Raw genomic sequence first — 18,591 nt, 5'->3', positions numbered from 1 at the left:
GACGGTTGCGCCCTGCGGGGCGGCTACGGCCGTTCCGCAGGGCGGGTACGGCCGCCCTACGGCGCGGGCACCGCCGCCAGGAAGTCCCCGAGGATCCGGCTGAACACGTCCGGCTTCTCCATGTTTGGGTAGTGGGCGGTGCCCTCGACGAGTACCTCCCGCCCGTCGGCGACCGTCCGCACCAGGCGCCGGGCCAGGGCGAGGTGATCCGCCGCGTCGATGGAACCGTTGACGGCCAGGACCGGAACCGCGATCCCGGCCGCCCGCGCCCAGGTGTCGGGAACGGGCACTCTCGGATCGGCTTCGCCACCGCTGTGCTTGGACAGCGTCCGGGCCGCCATCTCGCGCACCCTCGCCACCACGGCTCGGTCGACGTCGTCGAGCGTGCGGTGCGGGCCCGCCACGAAGAGCACGAAGGCGTCGATCCAGCCCTCGATGTCACCCGCACCCAGGGCGCGGGCCTGCGCGGCCAGGACCCCCTGGGTCCAGGGGTTGTCGAATTCGGGCTCGCTCGTCCCCGCCCCGCCGACGACCAGCGCACGCACCAGATCCGGGTGCTCCAGTGCGGTGTCGACAGCGGTGGCCGCACCCATCGACACTCCGGCCAGGACCGCGGGCCCCGCGTCGAGGTGGCGCAGCAGGGCGGCCAGGTCGTCGGTGTGCCGGAAGGGCCTGGTCGCATTGGCCGATCCGCCGTGTCCACGGGCGTCCGGCACGATCACCCGGTGATGGCGGGACAGTTCCGGCACCTGGTGGTCCCACATCCCGTGATCCAGGAATCCGCCGTGCAGCAGCACCAGCAGTGGGCCCTCGCCGGTGTCCCGGTGGACGAGGCGACCGTCCTCGGTCTCGAAGAATTTCAGCTCGGAAGCAGCACTCATGACAACCAAGGTGCCATCCCCTGGCCACATTGACAACCAAGGTGTCATGATTGCGGGATGACCGATATCGACCCGCCCCTGCCGCCCGAGGAACTGGCCCACCGGCTCACGGAGGTCTTCGCCCTGGTCGGCCCGCTCTACCGGCGCGTGCAGCGCAAGGTGGAACAGACCGCGCCGATCGAGGGTCTGTCCGTCGGTGTACGTGCCGTACTGGATCTGCTGCGCGGGAACGGCCCCATGACGGTCCCCCAAATGGGCCGGGCGCAGGCACTGAGCCGGCAGTTCGTGCAACGGATGGTCAACGACGCCGCGGCCGCGGGACTGGTCGAGATCATCCCCAACCCCGCACACCAGCGGTCGTCGCTGGTCAGGCCTACCGCGAGCGGCCGGGCGGCGATCGACGCCGCTCTGGCCCGCGAGCAGTCGCTGCTGCGCCAGGTGGACGGGGACCTCACCGATGGCGATGTGACGGCGTGCGTACGGGTGCTCGGGCGGATGCTGGAGCTCTTCGACCACGTCGACGTGGACTGAGACCGGGCACCGTTCCCACCCCGGGAGGGGGCGGGAACGGTGTGTATGCCACCGAGTGCGGATCCAACTGCCCCCGTCTACGCTCAAATCTGGATCCATGCCGCAAGAGGTTGTGAATCGACAGGAAGCGAGACCCCATGGGGCGGCTCAAGCATTCGGGGCTCGCCGGGGAACTCTCCGCGGAGTTCCTCGGCACGATGATTCTCATCCTCATCGGTTGTGGTGTGGTGGCCCAGGTCGTCGCGGGGGGTGCGCTCACCGATCCGCCGGGCGGGCTCGGGAATCACGACAGCATCGCCTGGGCCTGGGGGCTCGGAGTCACCCTGGGCGTCTATGTGGCGGGCCGGCTCAGCGGAGCCCATCTCAACCCCGCCGTGACCCTCTCCCTCGCCGCGTTCAAGGACTTCCCCTGGAAGAAGGTGGCGCCGTACTCCCTCGCCCAGGTCGCGGGGGCCTTCGTCGCGGCGCTGCTGGTGCGGTGGAACTACACCGAGGCGCTGGCGAAGGCGGACCCGGGGCACACGATCAAGACGCAGTTCGTGTTCTCCACACTGCCCGCCAACGGCAACCCCGCCCTTCCGGTCCACGAATGGGGAGCGTTCCGGGACCAGGTCATCGGTACCGCGATTCTCGTACTGCTCATCTTCGCGGTCACCGATCTCCTCAACACCCCGCCGGGCGCCAATCTCGGCCCGTTCATCGTGGGCCTCATCGTGGTGGCCATCGGCATGGCGTTCGGCACCAACGCCGGATACGCCATCAACCCGGCCCGTGACCTCGGCCCCCGGCTCGCGAGCTTCCTCACCGGTTACGGCGAGGCGTGGCGGGATCAGTACGGGAACTTCTACTTCTGGGTGCCGATCGTGGGCCCGCTGGTCGGCGGACCACTGGGGGCGTTCGTCTACAAGGTGTTCATCAGCCGCTTCCTCCCCACGGCGGAAGAGGAACCGGAGGGAACCATCCCCGTACCGACGGAGACGTGACGCCCGGTCCCATCACCGAGCCCGGACTCAGGAGAGGCAGCACGCCATGGCGGACTTCATCGGCGCAGTGGACCAAGGCACCACCAGCAGCCGCTTCATGATCTTCGATCATGACGGCAACGAAGTGGCCAGACACCAGTTGGAGCACGAACAGATCCTGCCCCGCCCCGGCTGGGTGGAGCACGATCCGGTGGAGATCTGGGAGCGCACCAACTCGGTGATGCAGAACGCCCTGCGCACCGGTGGTCTCCATGGCACGGATCTCGACGCCATCGGGATCACCAACCAGCGCGAGACGACCGTCGTCTGGGACCCCCGTACCGGCCGTCCGTACTGCAACGCCATCGTGTGGCAGGACACCCGCACCGACTCGATCGCCCAGGCCCTGGAGAAGGAGGGGCACGGCGAGGTCATCAGGCGCAAGTCGGGGCTTCCTCCGGCCACTTACTTCTCCGGCGGGAAGATCAAGTGGATCCTGGAGAACGTCGAGGGGGTCCGCGAGGCCGCGGAGCGGGGGCACGCGGTGTTCGGGAACACGGACGCCTGGGTGTTGTGGAATCTCACCGGCGGCCCCGACGGGGGCACCCACGCCACCGATGTGACCAATGCCAGCCGCACGATGCTGATGAACCTGGAGACGCTCGACTGGGACGACGAGCTGCTGGACATCTTCGGCATCCCCCGGGCGATGCTCCCCACCATCAATCCCTCCTCCGACGCACAGGCGTACGGTCACACCCGCACCTCGCGTCCGCTGCGGGCCGCCGTCCCGGTCACCGGGGTGCTCGGCGACCAGCAGGCGGCCACCGTCGGGCAGGTGTGCTTCGAGCCGGGCGAGGCGAAGAACACGTACGGCACGGGCAACTTCCTGCTGCTCAACACCGGTACGAAGCCCATCCGGTCGCAGCACGGCCTGCTCACCACGGTCGCCTACCGGTTCGGACAGAGCCCGGCGGTGTACGCCCTGGAGGGTTCGATCGCGGTCACCGGGTCCGCCGTGCAGTGGCTGCGGGACCAGATGAAGATCATCACCGATGCGGCGGAGAGCGAACGGCTGGCCCGGTCCGTCGCGGACAACGGGGGGATGTACTTCGTGCCCGCCTTCTCGGGGCTCTTCGCCCCGTACTGGCGCTCGGACGCCCGCGGCGCCATCGTCGGTCTGGCCAGGTACAACACCAGCGCCCATCTGGCGCGGGCCACGCTGGAGGCGATCTGCTACCAGAGCCGGGACGTGGTGGAGGCGATGGAGCAGGACTCCGGTGTCCATCTCGACGTGCTGAAGGTCGACGGCGGGGTCACGGCCAACGACCTGTGCATGCAGATCCAGGCCGATGTGCTCGGTGTCCCCGTCAGCCGCCCGGTCGTCGCCGAGACGACCGCGCTCGGCGCCGCCTACGCCGCCGGTCTCGCCACCGGATTCTGGCGGGACCAGGGCGAGTTGCGCGAGCACTGGCAGGAGTCGAAGCGCTGGGAGCCGCAGTGGAGCGAGGAGCAGCGGTCGCAGGGGTACGCGGACTGGAAGCGGGCGGTGGAGCGCACCCTGGACTGGGTCAGCGTGGGATGACGGTCCGACGCGGTGTGCCGGCGTGGGTCCGGCCGCCGTCGGGGCGCGCGGCGCGGAGCATCGCGAAGGGGACGAGCGCGCCGAGCAGCAGCACACCGGCGAGCACGATCCAGCCGGCCGTACCGAGTGCGAGCACGACACCGGTCATCAGCACCGGGCCCGCGACCCGGTTGGCCACGGTGCGGCTGGTGTTGAACAGCACCAGGTAGGCGCTGCGCGCCCGTTCCGGTGCCAGGTCGAAGGAGAGGGTCCACGAGGCACCGACCTGCAGCAGCTCGGCGAAGGTCAGCAGGACGACGGCCGCACCGAGCACCAGCAGGGCCCGCCGCGCCCCGAAGGCGGGCGCGGCGGCGAAGGCCAGGGCGCCGCAGCCGAGCAGCAGTGCTGCGGCCGCGTACGAGAACCATGCCCGGCGGGTGGTGCTGTAGCAGCGGTTGAGCGGGTACTGGAGGGCGATGCACAACACGGTGTTGACGGCGTACAGGATGCCGACGTAACGCTCCGGTACGTCCGTCCCGGTGACGAGCCAGAGCGGGAAGGCCACGTTGAGCACCGGCATCCAGAGCGACACCAGTGCGTTGTACGCGGTGAAGCCGAGCAGGCGGCGGTCCCTCAGCAGCTCCGCCACCCGGGCTCCGGAGGCCGCCGCCGGGGCTTCCTCCCGCCGCGCGGTGGCGTACACCGCGGCCACCGCCACATAGGCGAGCGCGCCGCCGATGAGCAGTGGCCGGAAGGCTCCGGGGGCGCCGGATCCCAGGGCGATTCCGGCTATCAGCCCGCCCAGGCTGATGCCGAGGTTGACGACGGTGCGCTGCACGGCCATGACTTTCGCGCGCAGGCTCACCGGGGCGCGTGCGCCGACGTACGACTGGACCAGCGGGGGTGAGGACTGCTCGGTGACGGCGATGGCGGCGACCACGAGGAGGAAGCTCCACCAGCCGTCGACCCACAGGTAGCCCACGGTGGCCAGTGCGCGCAGCAGCATCACAGCGATCAGCACCGGCTTGGGACCGAAGCGTCCGGCCAGCCGGGCGATGGGTACGGCGGCGGCGATGGCGACGGCTCCGCCGATGGTCAGGCCGGTGCCGACGGACGCGGTACTGAGATGGGCGACCTTGACGAAGTAGATGGTCGAGACGGCGAGGAAGAGGCCCGTTCCGGTCCACTCGATCAGCGTCGCGCCCTGGACCAGCGGCAGGAACTCCCGGGGACCGGGGCGGGTCCGCGGCCGTGCTGGGGTGCTGCTGGTGCCCATGGTCGGTGCTCCTGGTGCTCCCGGTGGAGGAAGAGCCCTGCGGCGCGCGAGGGCGGGCCGCCGCAGTGGAGGGTTTCGCGGTACTCGGTGCCGTCGGCCCGGCTGTGCGCTCTCAAACCTTAGGCCGGTGGCCCCCGTTGTCACCAGGGCGCCGCCGCACGGATGTCGGGCCGGTTCGCCGGAGACCGGCACGACCTCTCCCGGGGGCCTGTTATCTTTACGTGACTTCGCGACAGAACTCTCGGTCACGCTTTGGCCTTTGATCTGTTGGCGTCGATGTGCCGACGTGTGGCGACGGACGTTCAATGACCACTGCACGGGCACGGCCGCGGTCCGCGGCCGGCCCGGCCTGTCCTGGCTGGACGAAATGACACAGCACAACAGATTCAGCAGGGCGGCGCTGGCCGCGCGAGCGGTGCTGGTTCCGGGTACGGGGCGCCGGAAGCAGACGAAGCGCCCGCGCGCCCGCCGGCTTCGCAGACCGGACTACCCACGCTCGGGACGGAGCGGCTGGCGACGATGGGTGCCCTCGTGGCGGCTGGCCCTGGGCTCGTTCCTGATGTTCACCACGACCCTGGCGACGGTGGTGGGCATCGCCTACGCCCGTACGGACATACCCGAGGACCTCAACGCCTTCGCCACCCAGCAGGACACCGTCTACTACTGGGCCGACGGCACGCCGATGGCCCGGACCGGCTGGGTGAGCCGCCAGGAGATGCCCCTGTCGAAGATCCCCGACCATGTCCGATGGGCCGTACTGGCGGCGGAGAACGCCGACTTCTACTCCGACCACGGCATATCGACGCAAGGGATCACGCGCGCGCTGTGGCGCACCGTCGGTGACGGTGACACCCAGGGCGGGTCCACCATCACCCAGCAGTACGTGAAGAACGTCTACCTTTCGCAGGACCAGTCCTTCTCGCGGAAGTTCACCGAGATGCTGCTGGCGGTCAAACTGGACCGCCGCCTGAGCAAGGACAAGATCCTTCAGGAGTACCTGAACACCAGCTGGTTCGGCCGCGGCACCTACGGTCTCCAGCGCGCCGCGCAGGCCTACTACGGCAAGGAGGTCACCCAGCTGAACGCCAGCGAGGGCGCCTTCCTCGCCTCCTTGCTCAAAGGTGCCTCGCTGTACGACCCGGCCGTCAATCCCCGCAACCGTGAACGGGCCGTCGAGCGGTGGCGGTGGACGCTGGACCGCATGGTGAAGATCGGCAAGCTGAGCCCGGCCGAACGGGCCACGTACACCACCTTCCCCGAGCCGAGACCCCCGCACCGGCCCAACAGCGCGGGCGGGCAGGACGGATATCTCGTACAGCTCGCCGAGTCGTACGCCAAGCGGGCGGGCCACATCTCCGACGCCCGCTTCGACCTCGGCGGCTACCAGATCTACACGACGTTCGAGAAGCCGCGGATGACCGCCCTCACCCGGGCCGTCCGCGATGCGCGCGGCGCACTCGATCCCAAAAAGCGCAAGGCCGACCGGTACGTCCGGTTCGGCGCCTCGACCGTCGCACCGGACGGCCGGATCCTCGCGGTGTACGGCGGACCGGACTTCGAGCGGCAGGCCTTCAACGAATCCAACGCGGGCACCGTTCCGGCCGGTTCGGCGTTCACCCCCTTCGTCTACGCCGCCGGCCTCCAGCACGGTGTGACACACGAACGCAACGGCCCACGTTCCACCGTCACACCGGCGACCGAGTACGACGGCGACGACGGCATCCCCGTCATGACACCCGAGGGCCCCTACTGGGACCGCAGCGGCAGGATGGTCAAGGGCAACAACGACGGCGACAAGTCCTTCGGCCGGATCAGCCTGCACGACGCCATGACGAAGTCCGCGAACTCCCCCTTCCTCCAACTCGGCATGGACACGGGGCTCAAGCTGGTCCGCAGCACCGCCGAGGCATCGGGGCTGCTCCCGGCCAGCTTCGGCCCGCCCGTCCCGGCGTTCGCGATGGGCAACTCCACCCCCAGCGCCATCCGGATGGCCGACGCGTACGGAACGTTCGCGGCCCGCGGCGTGCACACCGATCCGTACTCGGTCCGCAAGGTCACCCGCAACGGCGAGCCGGTCCGGCTCGACCTGCCGCGGCCCAGGCGCGCCGTACGGTCCGACGTCGCCGACGCGATCACCAGATCGCTCACCCGGCCCGACGAGAGGGGGGTCGCCCTGGCCGCCCCGGTCGCCACCAAGGCCGGGACCACCGAGGACGACACCGCGCGCTGGTACGTCGGATACGGCCCGGCCGCGTCCACCGCCGTCGTCGTCTATCGCATGGACCTGACCAAGAGCCTCGCGCCGCTGCCGCTCAAGGGGCTGGCCGGTGGTCCCGAGGACGACGGAGAGCTCCCGGCACGGATCTGGAACACCTACACGGAAGCCACGACGAAGTGACGGATAACAGAGTGAAGTCCACCGCGGCCCGAATACGGGCCCGTCTCACCCCCCGTATCGTCCTGGGGCTCGCGGCATGTCTCGTGGTGTCGGGTTCCGCGGCTCTCGTCCCGCTGCTGTCCGAGGACGCCTCGGACGCCCGGACCCCGCAGGAGGGCACGCGCACCGTCGCCGCGCCGACGCCGACCGCCCGGGAGCACCGCGGGGGCGGCGGGAGCACCGAGGAGGAGGAGTGGGACGGGAAGGTCAAGATCCTGGGGGACGGCTCCACGTCCTACACCGGTCCGCAGCCGGGCCAGTTGAAGGCCGAGCGGCTCAAGCCGGGTGAACGGCCCCCGCAGTTCGTGGTGTTCTCGTGGGACGGCGCGCTGGAGGGCGACGACCGCATGTTCTCGCGCTTCCGCCGTGCGGCGAAGGAGAGCAACGCGCACATGACGTTCTTCCTCACCGGCATCTATCTGCTCCCGAAGGAGAAGCAGGACCTCTACCGGCCGCCCCAGCACAAGAAGGGCGCCGCCGCGATCTCGTACCCGACACGCGAGCACATCCGGATGACGCTGGAGCAGCTCGGTGGCGCCTGGCGGGAGGGCAACGAGATCGGGTCGCATTTCAACGGCCACTTCTGCGAGAAGAAGGGCGGTGGGGACTGGAGCAAGGACGAGTGGATCAGCGAGATCGGCCAGTTCTACTCCTTCGTGCAGAACTGGAAGACGAACACCGGCTTCAAGGACCTCGACCCGCTCCCCTTCGACCCCACCCGCGAGGTCGTCGGCGGGCGGGCCCCCTGTCTGGAGGGCCAGAAGAACCTGCTGCCGGCGTCCAAGCCGTTCGGCTGGCGTTACGACGCGAGCTCCCCGGGCGACTTCCAGATCTGGCCGTCCAAGAAGAACGGCATCTGGGACCTCCCGCTGCAGATGCTGCCGTTCCCCGGCAAGGACTTCCAGGTGCTGTCGATGGACTTCAACTTCCTCTACAACCAGTCCGAGGGCAGCACCGAGGGCGATCCCGCGAAGTACCCGACGTGGCGCGAGGAGGCACGGAAGGCGTACGTGGCGGGGTTCGACCGGGTCTTCCACGGCAGCCGCGCACCGCTGTTCATCGGGAACCACTTCGAGGACTGGAACGGCGGCATCTACATGGACGCCGCCGAGGACACGATGCGGGAGGTCTGCCCCCGCAAGGAGGTCCGCTGTGTGTCCTTCCGTGAACTGACCGACTGGCTCGACGCGCAGGACCCCAAGGTCCTCGCGCAGTGGCGGACCCTCGACCCCGCCCAGCCCCCGAGCTGGAAGCAGTAGACGGCGCACCCTGTCGGCGCGGCTCCCGGTGGACGGGAGTCGCGCCGCAGCCATGCGCGGGGATGTTGTGGGCGGCGGCGGTCAGTTCGCCTTCTCGACGAACTCCGTGGTGTACGTCTTGGCGAGGTCCACCTCGGCGTTCTTCAGGTTCGGGTTGAAGGCCTTCAGGACCCGCTCGACGGTGGCGGGGCCGTCCGCGGGCATGACGCCGTCCTTGGTGAACATGGGCAGTGTGCTCTTGATCGCCTGCGCGTACAGGGCCTTGCCGCCGCCCTGGGCGTAGTCGGCGGGCATCTTCGCGGCAATCTCGTCGGCGCTGTGCGTGGACATCCACTTCAGCGTCCTGACGAAGGCGTTGGCCAGCTTCTGGACGGTCTTCTTGTGGCTGTCGACCCACTCGGTCTGCATGTAGAGGCTGGACGAGGGGTAGAGCCCGCCGAGCGCCTGCTTGGATCCCTCCGGGGTCCGCATGTCGATGAGGATCTTGCCGAGCTTCTTGTCCAGGATGGTGGCGACGGTGGGGTCGGTGGTCATGCCGCCCTCGATGGAACCCTGCTGGAGTGCGGAGATGAACGTCTGCCCGGCTCCGACTGCCACGGGGGTGAATTCGCTGGTCTTCACACCGCTGCTCACGGCGAGGTACTTCGTCAGGAAGTCGGTCGAGGAGCCGATGCCGGTGACACCGAGCTTCTTGCCCTTGAAGTCCTTGGCCGAACGGACCTCCCCCGCCGCCTCGTTGGAGACGATCTCGACCTCGCCGGGGGCCTGGGAGAACTGGACGACCGACTCGACCTGCTTGCCCTTCACCTGGAGATCGAGGGTGTGGTCGTAGAAGCCCACCGTGCCCTGGACGTCTCCGGAGACCAGTGCCGTCTCGGCCTGGACTCCGGCGGGCTCGGTCAGGAGCTGGACCGACACCCCTTCTTCTTTGAAGTAGCCGAGCCGCTCGGTCAGCATCGCGGGCAGGTAGATGACCTTGTCCAGGCCCCCGACCATGATCTTGACCTTGTCGTTCTTGTCCCCGGAGGCCGAGGTGGAATCGCCGCCACAGGCGGTGAGGCTGGTCAGGGCGAGTACGCCGGCGATGGCGAGGGCCGGGATCCGGGTGGATGCACGCATCTGATTCACGTCCTTGTGAGGAAACAGAAGAAACAGTCGGGGACAGTCGTGGTGACGGGGCGTCGGTGGAAGGTGCCGGCTCAGCGGGCGGTGCCGGAGTCCGCCGGCTTCCAGCGGAAGAGCCGCTTCTCCAGGAAGGTCAGCAGCCCCTCGGCCAGCAGCGCGACGATCGCGAGGATGACCATCGCGGCGTAGACACCGGCGGCGTTGAACGTGCCCTGGGAGGCGGCGACCAGCAGGCCGAGTCCCTTGGTGGCGCCGATGTACTCGCCGACGATCGCGCCGATGAGTGCGAAGCCGAAGCTCACATGCAGGCTGGTGAAGATCCACGAGGTGGCGGAGGGGATGACCACCTGCAGGGTGACCTGGCGGTTGCCGGCGCCCAGGATGCGGGAGTTGGCGACGAGGTTGCGGTCGACCTCCCGTGCGCCCTGGAAGGCGTTGAAGAAGACGGGGAAGAACACCAGGACGACCGCGGAGGCCACCTTCGACGCCGGGCCGAGACCGAACCAGATGAGGAAGATCGGCGCGAGCACGATCCGGGGCAGCGCGTTGAGCACCTTGATGTACGGGCCGAGGACATCGGCGGCGAACCGGACGCGGCCCAGGGCGATCCCGAGCAGCACTCCGGCGATCACACCGATGACCCAGCCGAGCAGCGCTTCGTAGAGCGTGTACCAGATCTGTTCCCAGAGGGATCCCTGGGCGGTTCCGTCGACGACCCAGGTGCGGATCTGGTCCCAGATCCTGGACGGCATGGAGAAGTTGAACGGGTCGATGACCGCCGTACGGGCCAGCCATTCCCACAGTCCGACGACCGCGAGGAGCACCGCGATCCGGCTCGCCGTCACCAGGTACTTGCGGTTCCTGGCGGCCCTGGCCCTGGCCCGGGTCCGCTCGGTCTTCGTCACGGCGGCGCTCGCGGTGATGGTGTCAGGCGACATCGAGGGCACCCCTCTCGCGGGTGATGCGGACCTCTTCGCCGAGCGAGGACCAGATCTCCCGGTAGATCTCGACGAACCGGGGCTCCAGCCGCACCTGCTCGACCTTGCGGGGACGGGGCAGGTCGATCTCGAAGACCTCCTTGACCGTGGCCGGTCCCGCGGTCATGACCACGACCTTGTCGGCCAGTGCGATGGACTCCTCCAGGTCGTGGGTGACGAAGACGACGGAGGCGCCGGTACCGGCCCACAGCTCCAGCAGTTCGTCCGACATCAGCGCCCGGGTCTGCACGTCGAGCGCGGAGAAGGGCTCGTCCATGAGCAGGATCTCGGGGTCGTTGACGAAGGTCGCCGCGAGCGCGACGCGCTTGCGCTGGCCGCCGGACAGCTGGTGGGGGTAACGGTCCTCGAAGGAGGAGAGGCCGACCCTGGCGAGCCACTCCCGGGCCCGCTCCTTCGCCTCGGGCCCCGGCACACCGCGGAAGCGGGGCCCCGCCATCACATTGGACAGCACGGTCCGCCAGGGGAAGACGGCGTCCTGCTGGAAGACGAAGCCGACCTTGTCGCCGATGCCGCGCACCGGCTCCCCGGCCACCAGCACCTCGCCCTCGGTGGGCTCCTCCAGTCCGCTGACCAGGGTCAGCGTGGTCGACTTGCCGCATCCGGTGGGACCCACCACGGCGACGAACTCACCGCGCCCGATCGTGAGGTCCAGATCCCGTACGGCGGTGTGGAGCGCCCCCGACGGAGTCCGGAACGCTTTGCTCGCCCCCCGCAGTTCGATGGCGGGGCTCGTTTCGCTTTTCATGGAGCGGGACGCTAGAGGCGCCCCGGAGAACCGGGCACCCTTGCGCCCACAACTCCGGGTTCTGCTCATAACCAGGGGTTCTGCTCGTTCTGCTCGCGCCCCGGCAACGAATGCGCCACGAGGACTGGTCATCGGCGACCACGACGTTTACGTTGCGTTCACACGAGGACGAAACGGAGCAACATGTTCCTGGCGGGCGGAAGGCAGAGGGCGAGCAGATGCGCATTCACTGGCCGCGCCGTGTCTTCGCCCAGGTCCTCCTCACCCAGGTGGTCATCACCACCGGCGTGATCATGCTCGTCACGGGGCTCTTCCTCGCCCCGCTCAGCCATCAGCTCGACAACCAGGCGATGCACCAGGCCCTTTCCATCGCCCAGACCACCGCCGCCGAACCCGGACTGGTACGCGATCTGAGGAGCACCGGCCCCAGCCCCGGCGGACCGGTGCAGGCCGAGGCGGAGCGGATCCGGCGGGCCACCGGCGCGTTGTACATCGTCGTCATGGACACCCGCGGGGTGCGCTGGTCGCACACCGACACCGCGCAGATCGGCAGGCATGTCTCGACCGACCCCAGCACGGCGCTGGGCGGCCGGGAGATCATGCAGATCGACGACGGGACCCTGGGCCGGTCGGCACGCGCGAAGGTCCCGCTCCGCGACCGGGGCGGGACGATCGTGGGCGCCGTTTCGGTGGGCATCGCCTACGACAGCGTCCACGACCGGCTGTTGGGAACCATTCCCGGTCTGCTGCAGTACTCAGGAGCGGCGCTCGCCGTGGGCGTGCTGGCGGCCCTGGCCGTCTCACGGCGGCTCCAACGCTCCACGCACGGGCTCGCCTTCGCCGACATCTCCGCGTTGCTGGACGAGCGCGAGGCCATGCTGCACAGCATCCGTGAGGCGGTGCTCGCGCTCGACGCGCGGGGCCGGATCCGGCTCCTCAACGACGAGGCGCAGCGGTTGCTGGAGCTGGACCAGGAAGCCGTCGGGCGTCCACTGGGCGAGGTGCTGCCGCCGGGCCGTACGGCGGAGGTGCTGACGGGGCGGGTCGACGGCGCGAACCTGATCACCGTCTGCCGGGGCCGGGTGCTGATCGCCAACCGCATGCCCACCGGCGACGGCGGGGCCGTGGTCACCCTGCGCGACCGTACCGAGCTGGAGCTGCTGGGCCGTGAACTGGACTCCACGCACGGCCTGTTGGACGCGCTGCGCGCCCAGGACCACGAGCACGCCAACCGGCTGCACACCCTGCTGGGGCTGCTGGAGCTCGGCCGGCACGAGGCCGCGGTGGAGTTCGTCGAGGAGGTGACCAGCGGTCACCGGGCTTCGGCGGAACAGGTCGCGGAGCGGGTCAACGACCCGCTGCTGTCCGCGTTGCTGGTGGGCAAGTCGGCCATCGCGGCGGAGCGGGGCGCGTCCCTGCGCATCTCGCCGGGCACCCTGCTCCCGGACGTGGTGGTGGACCCGCGCGATCTGGTGACCGTGCTCGGCAATCTGATCGACAACGCGCTGGACGTCGCCACGCTGATCGAGGTCGAACTGCTCGCGGAAGGGGGTACGGCGGTGCTGCGGGTCAGCGACAACGGTCCGGGGGTGCCTCCCGGGATGCGTGAGCAGATCTTCACCGAGGGCTGGTCCACCAAGGAGTCCCCCGCGCACCGCGGACGCGGTCTGGGGCTGGCGCTGGTGCGCCGGCTGGCCGAGCGCTACGGTGGCGCGGCCCGCGTCACGGCCCGGGCCGGCGGCGGCGCGGTCTTCACCGTCGTCCTGCCCGAGGCGCTCACCGTCCGGCCGCTGACAGAAGTGGGAGAGTCGCGATGATCGATGTCCTGGTGGTGGACGACGACTTCCGGGTTGCCGAGATCAATGCCGCGTACGTGGCCAAGGTCCCCGGCTTCCGGGTGATCTCCCGTGCGCACACCGCCGCCCAGGCCCTGGCCTTCCTGGAGCGCGACCATGTCGATCTCGTCCTGCTCGATCACTATCTGCCGGACGAGACGGGGCTGACGCTGGTGCGGCGGCTGCGCCAGCTCGGCCACCCCGCCGATGTGATCATGGTGACCGCGGCCCGGGACGTGACGACCGTCCGGACCGCCATGCGGTACGGCGCGCTCCAGTACCTGGTCAAGCCGTTCAGTTTCAGCGGTCTGCGGTCCAAGCTGGAGAGTTACGCGGCCCTGCGCCGGGCCCTGGAAGGCGTGGGCGGCGGCCGGGGCGAGGCCGGGCAGGAGCAGGTCGACCGGATCTTCGGCGCCCTGCGCACCACGGCGTCCGGCTCCGCGGCCGGGCTGCCCAAGGGCCACTCCGCCCCCACCGCCGACGTCATCCGCCATGTCCTGTCGGCCGCCGAGGGGCCGCTGTCCGCGCACGAGGTCGCCGCCCGGGCCGGCCTCAGCCGCTCCACCGCACAGCGCTACCTCAAGTATCTGGAGGGCGCGGGCCGCATCAGCCTGAGCCTCAAGTACGGCGACACGGGCCGCCCCGAGCACCGGTACGCGTGGGCGAAGGCGAGTTGAGGAACGCCCGGGCCGCCGCGGCCGGGAACTGAACCCGGTGCGCCTCAGCTCGCGGCGAGCGTCCGGTCCGCGAGCGTCTCCAGGGCCGACCTGATCTCGTCGACGCCCCGCCCCCGGTCCCGTTGGTACGCGAAGAGCTCGGGCGCCAGCGGGGCCAGCAGGATGTCGGCGAGCGCGTCGGGGCCGGGGACGCCCGCCTCCTTGACGAGCATGCGGACATGCGCGCGCCAGAAACCGTACGCCCCGGTGGCGAACCGGGCCGAGCCGGACTCGGCGCCCAGCGTGAGATGGATGTGCTGCTCCAGCAGGTCGGTCATCGCCGCGTAGAAGGCGGCCAGCCGCCGCGCGGGCGGCGCACCCGGACCCAGCGGGGGCTCCCCCCGCAGCAGCCTTTCCTGGAGCGAGCGTTCGTGTTCGTCGAGGAGCGCCGTGGCGATGGACGGGATGTCGGGGTACCGGCGGTAGAGCGTGCCCCGCCCCACCCCGGCCTCCCGGGCGATGGCGTCCATCGTCACCTTGCGCGGATCGCCCGCGGCGAAGAGCCGGTTGGCCGCGGCGAGCACCTTGACCCGGTTCCTTGCTGCGTCCGCACGTTCCATGGATCCCACCGTACAGGAATAAGTGGACACGACGTCCGGTTACTCTGGTCGAGCTAACCGGACACGATGTCCACTTACCGATTCCCAGGGGGCACCCATGCCTGTACTGCTGCACATCGCCGCGAGCGCGCGGCGCGACTCCTACAGCCGCGAACTGGGCGACGCCTTCGCCGCCGCCTGGCAGAGCACGCACCCGGCCGGCACGTACGTGCTCCGCGATCTGCGCACCGACCCGGCGCCGCAGATCGACGAGGCCTGGACCGAGCTCTGCGACCACGTCCTGCGGCACGGCATCACCGACATCGCCCGGTACGAGGAGGCGGTGCGCACCCCGGACCAGGCACGGGCCTGGGAGGTGCTGCGGCCGCTGCTGGCCGAACTGGTCGCCGCGGACGTCGTACTGATCTCGACCCCGATGTACAACTTCTCCGTCCCCGCCTCCCTCAAGGCGTGGATCGACCAGGTGACGTTTCCCAAGATGTCGCTGGCGGGGCGCCGCTTCGTGATCGCCTCCGCCCGGGGCGGGGCGTACGGCCCCGGCACCCCGCGCGAACCGTACGACCACGAGGAGCGGTATCTGCGGGACTTCCTCGCGGGCCACTTCGCGATCGACGACCCGGTCTTCCTCGCGACCGAGCTGGTGAACTCCCGGATCGATCCCTCGCTCGCCGCCCGCCGCACACAGCACGACGAGTCGCGCACGGCCGCCCTGACTGCCGCGCGTGAACTGGGCGGAGGCATCGGATGAGCTGGCTGCTGCTGATCTGCGCCGGGCTGGTCGAGATCGCCTGGTCCCAGAGCATCAAGCCGACGCAGGGGTTCACCAGGCCGCTGCCGACACTCGTGTGCGCCGTGCTCATGATCGGCGCGGTGTATCTGCTCTCGCGGGCCATGGAGGGGCTGCCGGTGGGCACGGCGTACGCGGTCTTCACCGGCATCGGGGCGATCGGGGCCATCGCCCTGGGGATCCTCGTCCAGCACGATCCGGTGAGTCCGGGGCGGCTGGCGGCGGCCTCCCTGATCGTCGGCGGGGTGGCGCTGGCACGGCTGACGACACCGTCCGCGTGACCGGCGGGTGCCCGCCCCCGGGGAGGGCGGGCACCCGGCTCCCGCGCGCGGCGGCTTCAGGGCTTGAGACTGCTGACGACGTCGGCCGTGGCCGCCAGGCCGTCCTGGATGGTCGGCGCCATGCTCGTACCCGCGAGGAAGAACCCGAGCATGGCGCAGACCAGCGCATGCGAGATCTTGAGCCCCCCGTTGCGGAGAAAGATCACCGCGAGGATCAGCAGAAGCAGCACCAGTGAGATCGAAATGGCCATGGCCAACCTCCTCCGCCGCGCCGGAATGCGGCATTCGGCCGCCAGTGTGGCGCAGCGGAGGAGCCACCCGGACAGCTGGCGTGTCCGCCATCCGGGTGTTGACTGGCTGTCACGCTCGGGGCGTCACGTCCGGTCGACCACGGGGCCGGACGGCCTCGCTCCGGCCCTACCGGTCGTGGGTGCGCAGAAAGCGCTCCAGACCGGCCAGATCATCGGTGTTGAGGTGGTCGACCCCGGCGGCCAGCAGCTCCGTCCAGAGCGCCTCCCGCTCCGGTCCCGGCGTGTCGGGAGTGGCCCAGAAGCGAATGCGCCGGCCGCTCCGGTGGGCCGTGGCGACGAGCGCGTGCAGTTTGTCCCGCTCGGCCGCGGGGAAGGGGCCCGCGCCGAGCCAGCTGAAGCCGTCGGTCCAGCTGCTGCTGATGAGCGGGACGAACGTGGCGTCGGCCGCGCCCCCGAGGTCCTCGGGCCGCCCGTCGTAGAAGGCGTACCGGGTGCTCTGCGCCTCCATCGGGGCGCGGGCGGCGCGGTCGCCGGAGATGACGGGGGTGATCGCGCCGGCCCGCACCCGGCCGCGGTGGTACGAGGTCAGCATCCGCCGGTAGCTCCAGAGCTGCCGGTCCAGTTCGAGATAGGCGGCGGCTCCGTCCGTCTTGATGTCGATCAGCAGCTGCACGGGTTCGCGGTAGCCGGGGTGGACCGTGCCGTGGTTGGCCCGGACCCTCGCGAGCAGCGGGTCGAGGTAGAGCGAGGCGAGGGTGCGGGTGGGGTCGAGGCCGGTCGCCTCGTGGGCGACCAGCAGCTCCCCGTCCACCAGGAAGATGTCGGCCTCGACGCTGGTGAAGCCGTGCGCGAGCGCGTCGTGCAGCGGGCGCGGGTGCAGGTAGTCGTTGTGCGCGTGGGCCCTGGGCAGGGCGCGGGTGCGGTGGTGCCGCGCGGCCGGGGAAACGACGGCCGCTTCGGAGGCGGCGGCCGTCCGGAAAGGCAGGAACGCGGCCGCGGCCGCGGTGGCGAGCGCGGTGTTGACGACGGATCGGCGGGTCGGGAACGCCATGGATTCTCCCGGGACTCGATGGTGGACCGGACGGGCGGACGCGACCGAGTATGCGACGGTGATCACCTCAACGGGCAGACCCCGCACAAGAGTTGGCCCGGTCGTCGTCCGTCCGTCGGCTGCCGTTGTCTCGATCAGGCCGGGAGCGTCCAGCGCTGGTTGGCTCCGCCGGTGCAGGTGTAGATGCCGAGCGGGGTGCCATTGGCACTGCCGCCCCCGTAGGCGTCGAGACACTTCCCGGTGGCGGGATTCACCAGAGCCGCTCCGTCGGTCCGCCACTGCTGGGCGGCCGAGCCGTCACAGGCCGCGGTCCGCACGGTGGTGCCGCTCACCGCCATGCAGTGGAACTGCGCGCGAAGCGTTCCGTCGGCGGCCCGTACCCAGTTCTGGTTGTTTCCGCCGTTGCAGCTCCAGAGGTTCAGCTGGGCGCCGGTGGTACCGCCGGGGATGTCGACGCAGGCGCCCCCGACGCCGGTGAGGGAGCCGGAGGACGAGTTGCCGATGCCGTCCTCGTGCACGCTGCCGCCGCTCTGGCCCCGCACCGCGGCACCGCTGGAGCACGTACCGCTGACGCTGGTGTTGCCGAGGGCGGCGGTGACGGTCGCGCTGCCGGCCGTACCGGCGGGCAGGTCGAAGAGGGCCTTGGAGTACGGCGAGTCGGCGCAGGTCGCGGCGTTGTTGTTCCAGTCGAAGTACTCGACCCAGTCGACCATTCCGCCGGTGGCGACCTTCGCGCCGGTGCCGGTCTGCAGACTGCCGAGCACGAACGAGGTCCCTGCCGTGGCATCGGTGATCGTGGCCCGGTACCAGCCGGCCGTCGGATCCGGTGCGATGTGGAACCGGTAGTGGTGCCCGGCCGTGAAACGCTCACCGAGCCGGCAGGTGTAGCCGCTGCCGCCCTCGGTGAACGTCTGGCAGTAGGTGCCCGTGCTTCCCGGCCTGCCTCCGGTGGAGTCCCAGAGCGAGAAGAGGAACAGGCCGCCGCCGGAGCGGTTGCGCTGCATGCCGATGTAGCCGCCGACCCCGTTGGTGAAGCCGAACTGATGGGACCAGAAGACGTTGGCCCGGCCGGGGTCGGTCTGGACGGTCGTCCCGAAGGTGACCTCGTCGAGAGCGCTCGTCCCGGCCGGGAACGTGTAGTTGCTGTAGGAACCCGGGGTCTGGCCGGCCGCGGCGGACGGCCCGGCCAGGCCCAGACAGGCGGCGAAGGCGAGGATCACCACCATGACGGTGGCGCGTGCTCCGTGCATGTCCCACTCCTTGTCCGGACGGGCCGACAGGCCGGCGGGGCGACGGGGCGACCCGTCGGTCGGCCACGGACCCGCCCTTGGT

18 protein-coding genes are annotated in these 18,591 nt (G+C 70.1%); 9 read left to right on the top strand and 9 right to left on the bottom strand.

All coding sequences use genetic code 11. The annotated features are described in order from the left end of the window. Window positions 1-56 precede the first annotated feature (56 nt). Window positions 57-881 (bottom strand): alpha/beta fold hydrolase, encoded by an 825-nt coding sequence (locus ACFYY1_RS27525; protein ID WP_388590386.1) that lies wholly within the window; start codon window positions 879-881, stop codon window positions 57-59. A gap of 57 nt (window positions 882-938) precedes the next feature. Between ACFYY1_RS27525 and ACFYY1_RS27520 the strand changes: the two genes are divergently transcribed. The 3 genes from ACFYY1_RS27520 to glpK all read left to right on the top strand — a co-directional run bounded on the left by ACFYY1_RS27520 (window position 939) and on the right by glpK (window position 3,959). Continuing rightward, window positions 939-1,412 (top strand): MarR family winged helix-turn-helix transcriptional regulator, encoded by a 474-nt coding sequence (locus ACFYY1_RS27520; protein WP_388590385.1) that lies wholly within the window; start codon window positions 939-941, stop codon window positions 1,410-1,412. A gap of 137 nt (window positions 1,413-1,549) precedes the next feature. Beyond that, window positions 1,550-2,395: an MIP/aquaporin family protein gene (locus ACFYY1_RS27515; protein ID WP_388590384.1), complete on the top strand. Its 846-nt coding sequence runs from the start codon at window positions 1,550-1,552 to the stop codon at window positions 2,393-2,395. 46 nt (window positions 2,396-2,441) lie between these two features. After that, window positions 2,442-3,959: a glycerol kinase GlpK gene (gene glpK, locus ACFYY1_RS27510; RefSeq protein WP_388590383.1), complete on the top strand. Its 1,518-nt coding sequence runs from the start codon at window positions 2,442-2,444 to the stop codon at window positions 3,957-3,959. Here glpK and ACFYY1_RS27505 read toward each other — a convergent pair. Continuing rightward, window positions 3,946-5,214 (bottom strand): MFS transporter, encoded by a 1,269-nt coding sequence (locus ACFYY1_RS27505; RefSeq protein WP_388590382.1) that lies wholly within the window; start codon window positions 5,212-5,214, stop codon window positions 3,946-3,948. The genes glpK and ACFYY1_RS27505 overlap by 14 nt on opposite strands. A 367-nt stretch (window positions 5,215-5,581) precedes the next feature. On the opposite strand from ACFYY1_RS27505, the gene ACFYY1_RS27500 reads away from it, so the two are divergent. Then, on the top strand, window positions 5,582-7,612 hold the full coding sequence (locus tag ACFYY1_RS27500) for a transglycosylase domain-containing protein (RefSeq protein ID WP_388590380.1): 2,031 nt from the start codon (window positions 5,582-5,584) through the stop codon (window positions 7,610-7,612). Next, complete coding sequence (locus ACFYY1_RS27495) at window positions 7,609-8,910, top strand: hypothetical protein (RefSeq protein WP_388590378.1); 1,302 nt, start codon at window positions 7,609-7,611, stop codon at window positions 8,908-8,910. The genes ACFYY1_RS27500 and ACFYY1_RS27495 overlap by 4 nt, the downstream gene beginning before the upstream one ends. Before the next feature lie 81 nt (window positions 8,911-8,991). On the opposite strand, the gene ACFYY1_RS27490 is transcribed toward ACFYY1_RS27495, so the two are convergent. The 3 genes from ACFYY1_RS27490 to ACFYY1_RS27480 all read right to left on the bottom strand — a co-directional run bounded on the left by ACFYY1_RS27490 (window position 8,992) and on the right by ACFYY1_RS27480 (window position 11,778). After that, window positions 8,992-10,029 (bottom strand): ABC transporter substrate-binding protein, encoded by a 1,038-nt coding sequence (locus ACFYY1_RS27490; RefSeq protein ID WP_388590377.1) that lies wholly within the window; start codon window positions 10,027-10,029, stop codon window positions 8,992-8,994. Window positions 10,030-10,109: 80 nt separating this feature from the next. Continuing rightward, a complete protein-coding gene (locus tag ACFYY1_RS27485; RefSeq protein ID WP_388590376.1) occupies window positions 10,110-10,973 on the bottom strand; it encodes an ABC transporter permease in 864 nt (287 codons plus the stop codon). Next, a complete protein-coding gene (locus tag ACFYY1_RS27480) occupies window positions 10,963-11,778 on the bottom strand; it encodes an ABC transporter ATP-binding protein (protein ID WP_388590374.1) in 816 nt (271 codons plus the stop codon). Before ACFYY1_RS27480 ends, ACFYY1_RS27485 begins: the two co-directional genes overlap by 11 nt. Before the next feature lie 218 nt (window positions 11,779-11,996). Here ACFYY1_RS27480 and ACFYY1_RS27475 point away from each other — a divergent pair, with 218 nt between their 5' ends. Beyond that, a complete protein-coding gene (locus ACFYY1_RS27475; RefSeq protein WP_388590372.1) occupies window positions 11,997-13,595 on the top strand; it encodes an ATP-binding protein in 1,599 nt (532 codons plus the stop codon). Further along, window positions 13,592-14,290: a response regulator gene (locus tag ACFYY1_RS27470; protein WP_388590370.1), complete on the top strand. Its 699-nt coding sequence runs from the start codon at window positions 13,592-13,594 to the stop codon at window positions 14,288-14,290. Before ACFYY1_RS27475 ends, ACFYY1_RS27470 begins: the two co-directional genes overlap by 4 nt. Before the next feature lie 44 nt (window positions 14,291-14,334). Here ACFYY1_RS27470 and ACFYY1_RS27465 read toward each other — a convergent pair whose 3' ends face one another. After that, window positions 14,335-14,889, bottom strand: a complete 555-nt coding sequence (locus ACFYY1_RS27465; RefSeq protein ID WP_388590369.1) for a TetR/AcrR family transcriptional regulator — start codon at window positions 14,887-14,889, stop codon at window positions 14,335-14,337. A gap of 97 nt (window positions 14,890-14,986) precedes the next feature. Here ACFYY1_RS27465 and ACFYY1_RS27460 point away from each other — a divergent pair, with 97 nt between their 5' ends. Both ACFYY1_RS27460 and ACFYY1_RS27455 read left to right on the top strand, forming a co-directional pair. Then, on the top strand, window positions 14,987-15,637 hold the full coding sequence (locus ACFYY1_RS27460; RefSeq protein WP_388590367.1) for an FMN-dependent NADH-azoreductase: 651 nt from the start codon (window positions 14,987-14,989) through the stop codon (window positions 15,635-15,637). After that, window positions 15,634-15,957, top strand: coding sequence for a DMT family transporter (locus ACFYY1_RS27455; protein WP_388590365.1), 324 nt, complete (start codon window positions 15,634-15,636; stop codon window positions 15,955-15,957). The genes ACFYY1_RS27460 and ACFYY1_RS27455 overlap by 4 nt, the downstream gene beginning before the upstream one ends. Window positions 15,958-16,013: 56 nt before the next feature. Here the strand turns inward: ACFYY1_RS27455 and ACFYY1_RS27450 are convergent, their stop codons facing one another. From ACFYY1_RS27450 to ACFYY1_RS27440, 3 genes are all read right to left on the bottom strand, one after another. Further along, complete coding sequence (locus tag ACFYY1_RS27450) at window positions 16,014-16,208, bottom strand: hypothetical protein (protein WP_124720290.1); 195 nt, start codon at window positions 16,206-16,208, stop codon at window positions 16,014-16,016. Window positions 16,209-16,374: 166 nt separating this feature from the next. Then, the gene (locus ACFYY1_RS27445) at window positions 16,375-17,259 is read right to left on the bottom strand and encodes a phosphatidylinositol-specific phospholipase C/glycerophosphodiester phosphodiesterase family protein (RefSeq protein ID WP_388590363.1); all 885 of its coding nucleotides are present in this window, start codon (window positions 17,257-17,259) and stop codon (window positions 16,375-16,377) included. 134 nt (window positions 17,260-17,393) lie between these two features. Then, window positions 17,394-18,509 (bottom strand): ricin-type beta-trefoil lectin domain protein, encoded by a 1,116-nt coding sequence (locus ACFYY1_RS27440; RefSeq protein ID WP_388590361.1) that lies wholly within the window; start codon window positions 18,507-18,509, stop codon window positions 17,394-17,396. Window positions 18,510-18,591: the final 82 nt, after the last annotated feature.

This window comes from Streptomyces sp. NPDC001890, assembly GCF_042891445.1.
Taxonomy (GTDB): domain Bacteria; phylum Actinomycetota; class Actinomycetes; order Streptomycetales; family Streptomycetaceae; genus Streptomyces.
The sequence above is the reverse complement of the archived record's forward strand: the minus strand, read 5'-3'. Positions and strand labels throughout refer to the sequence as shown.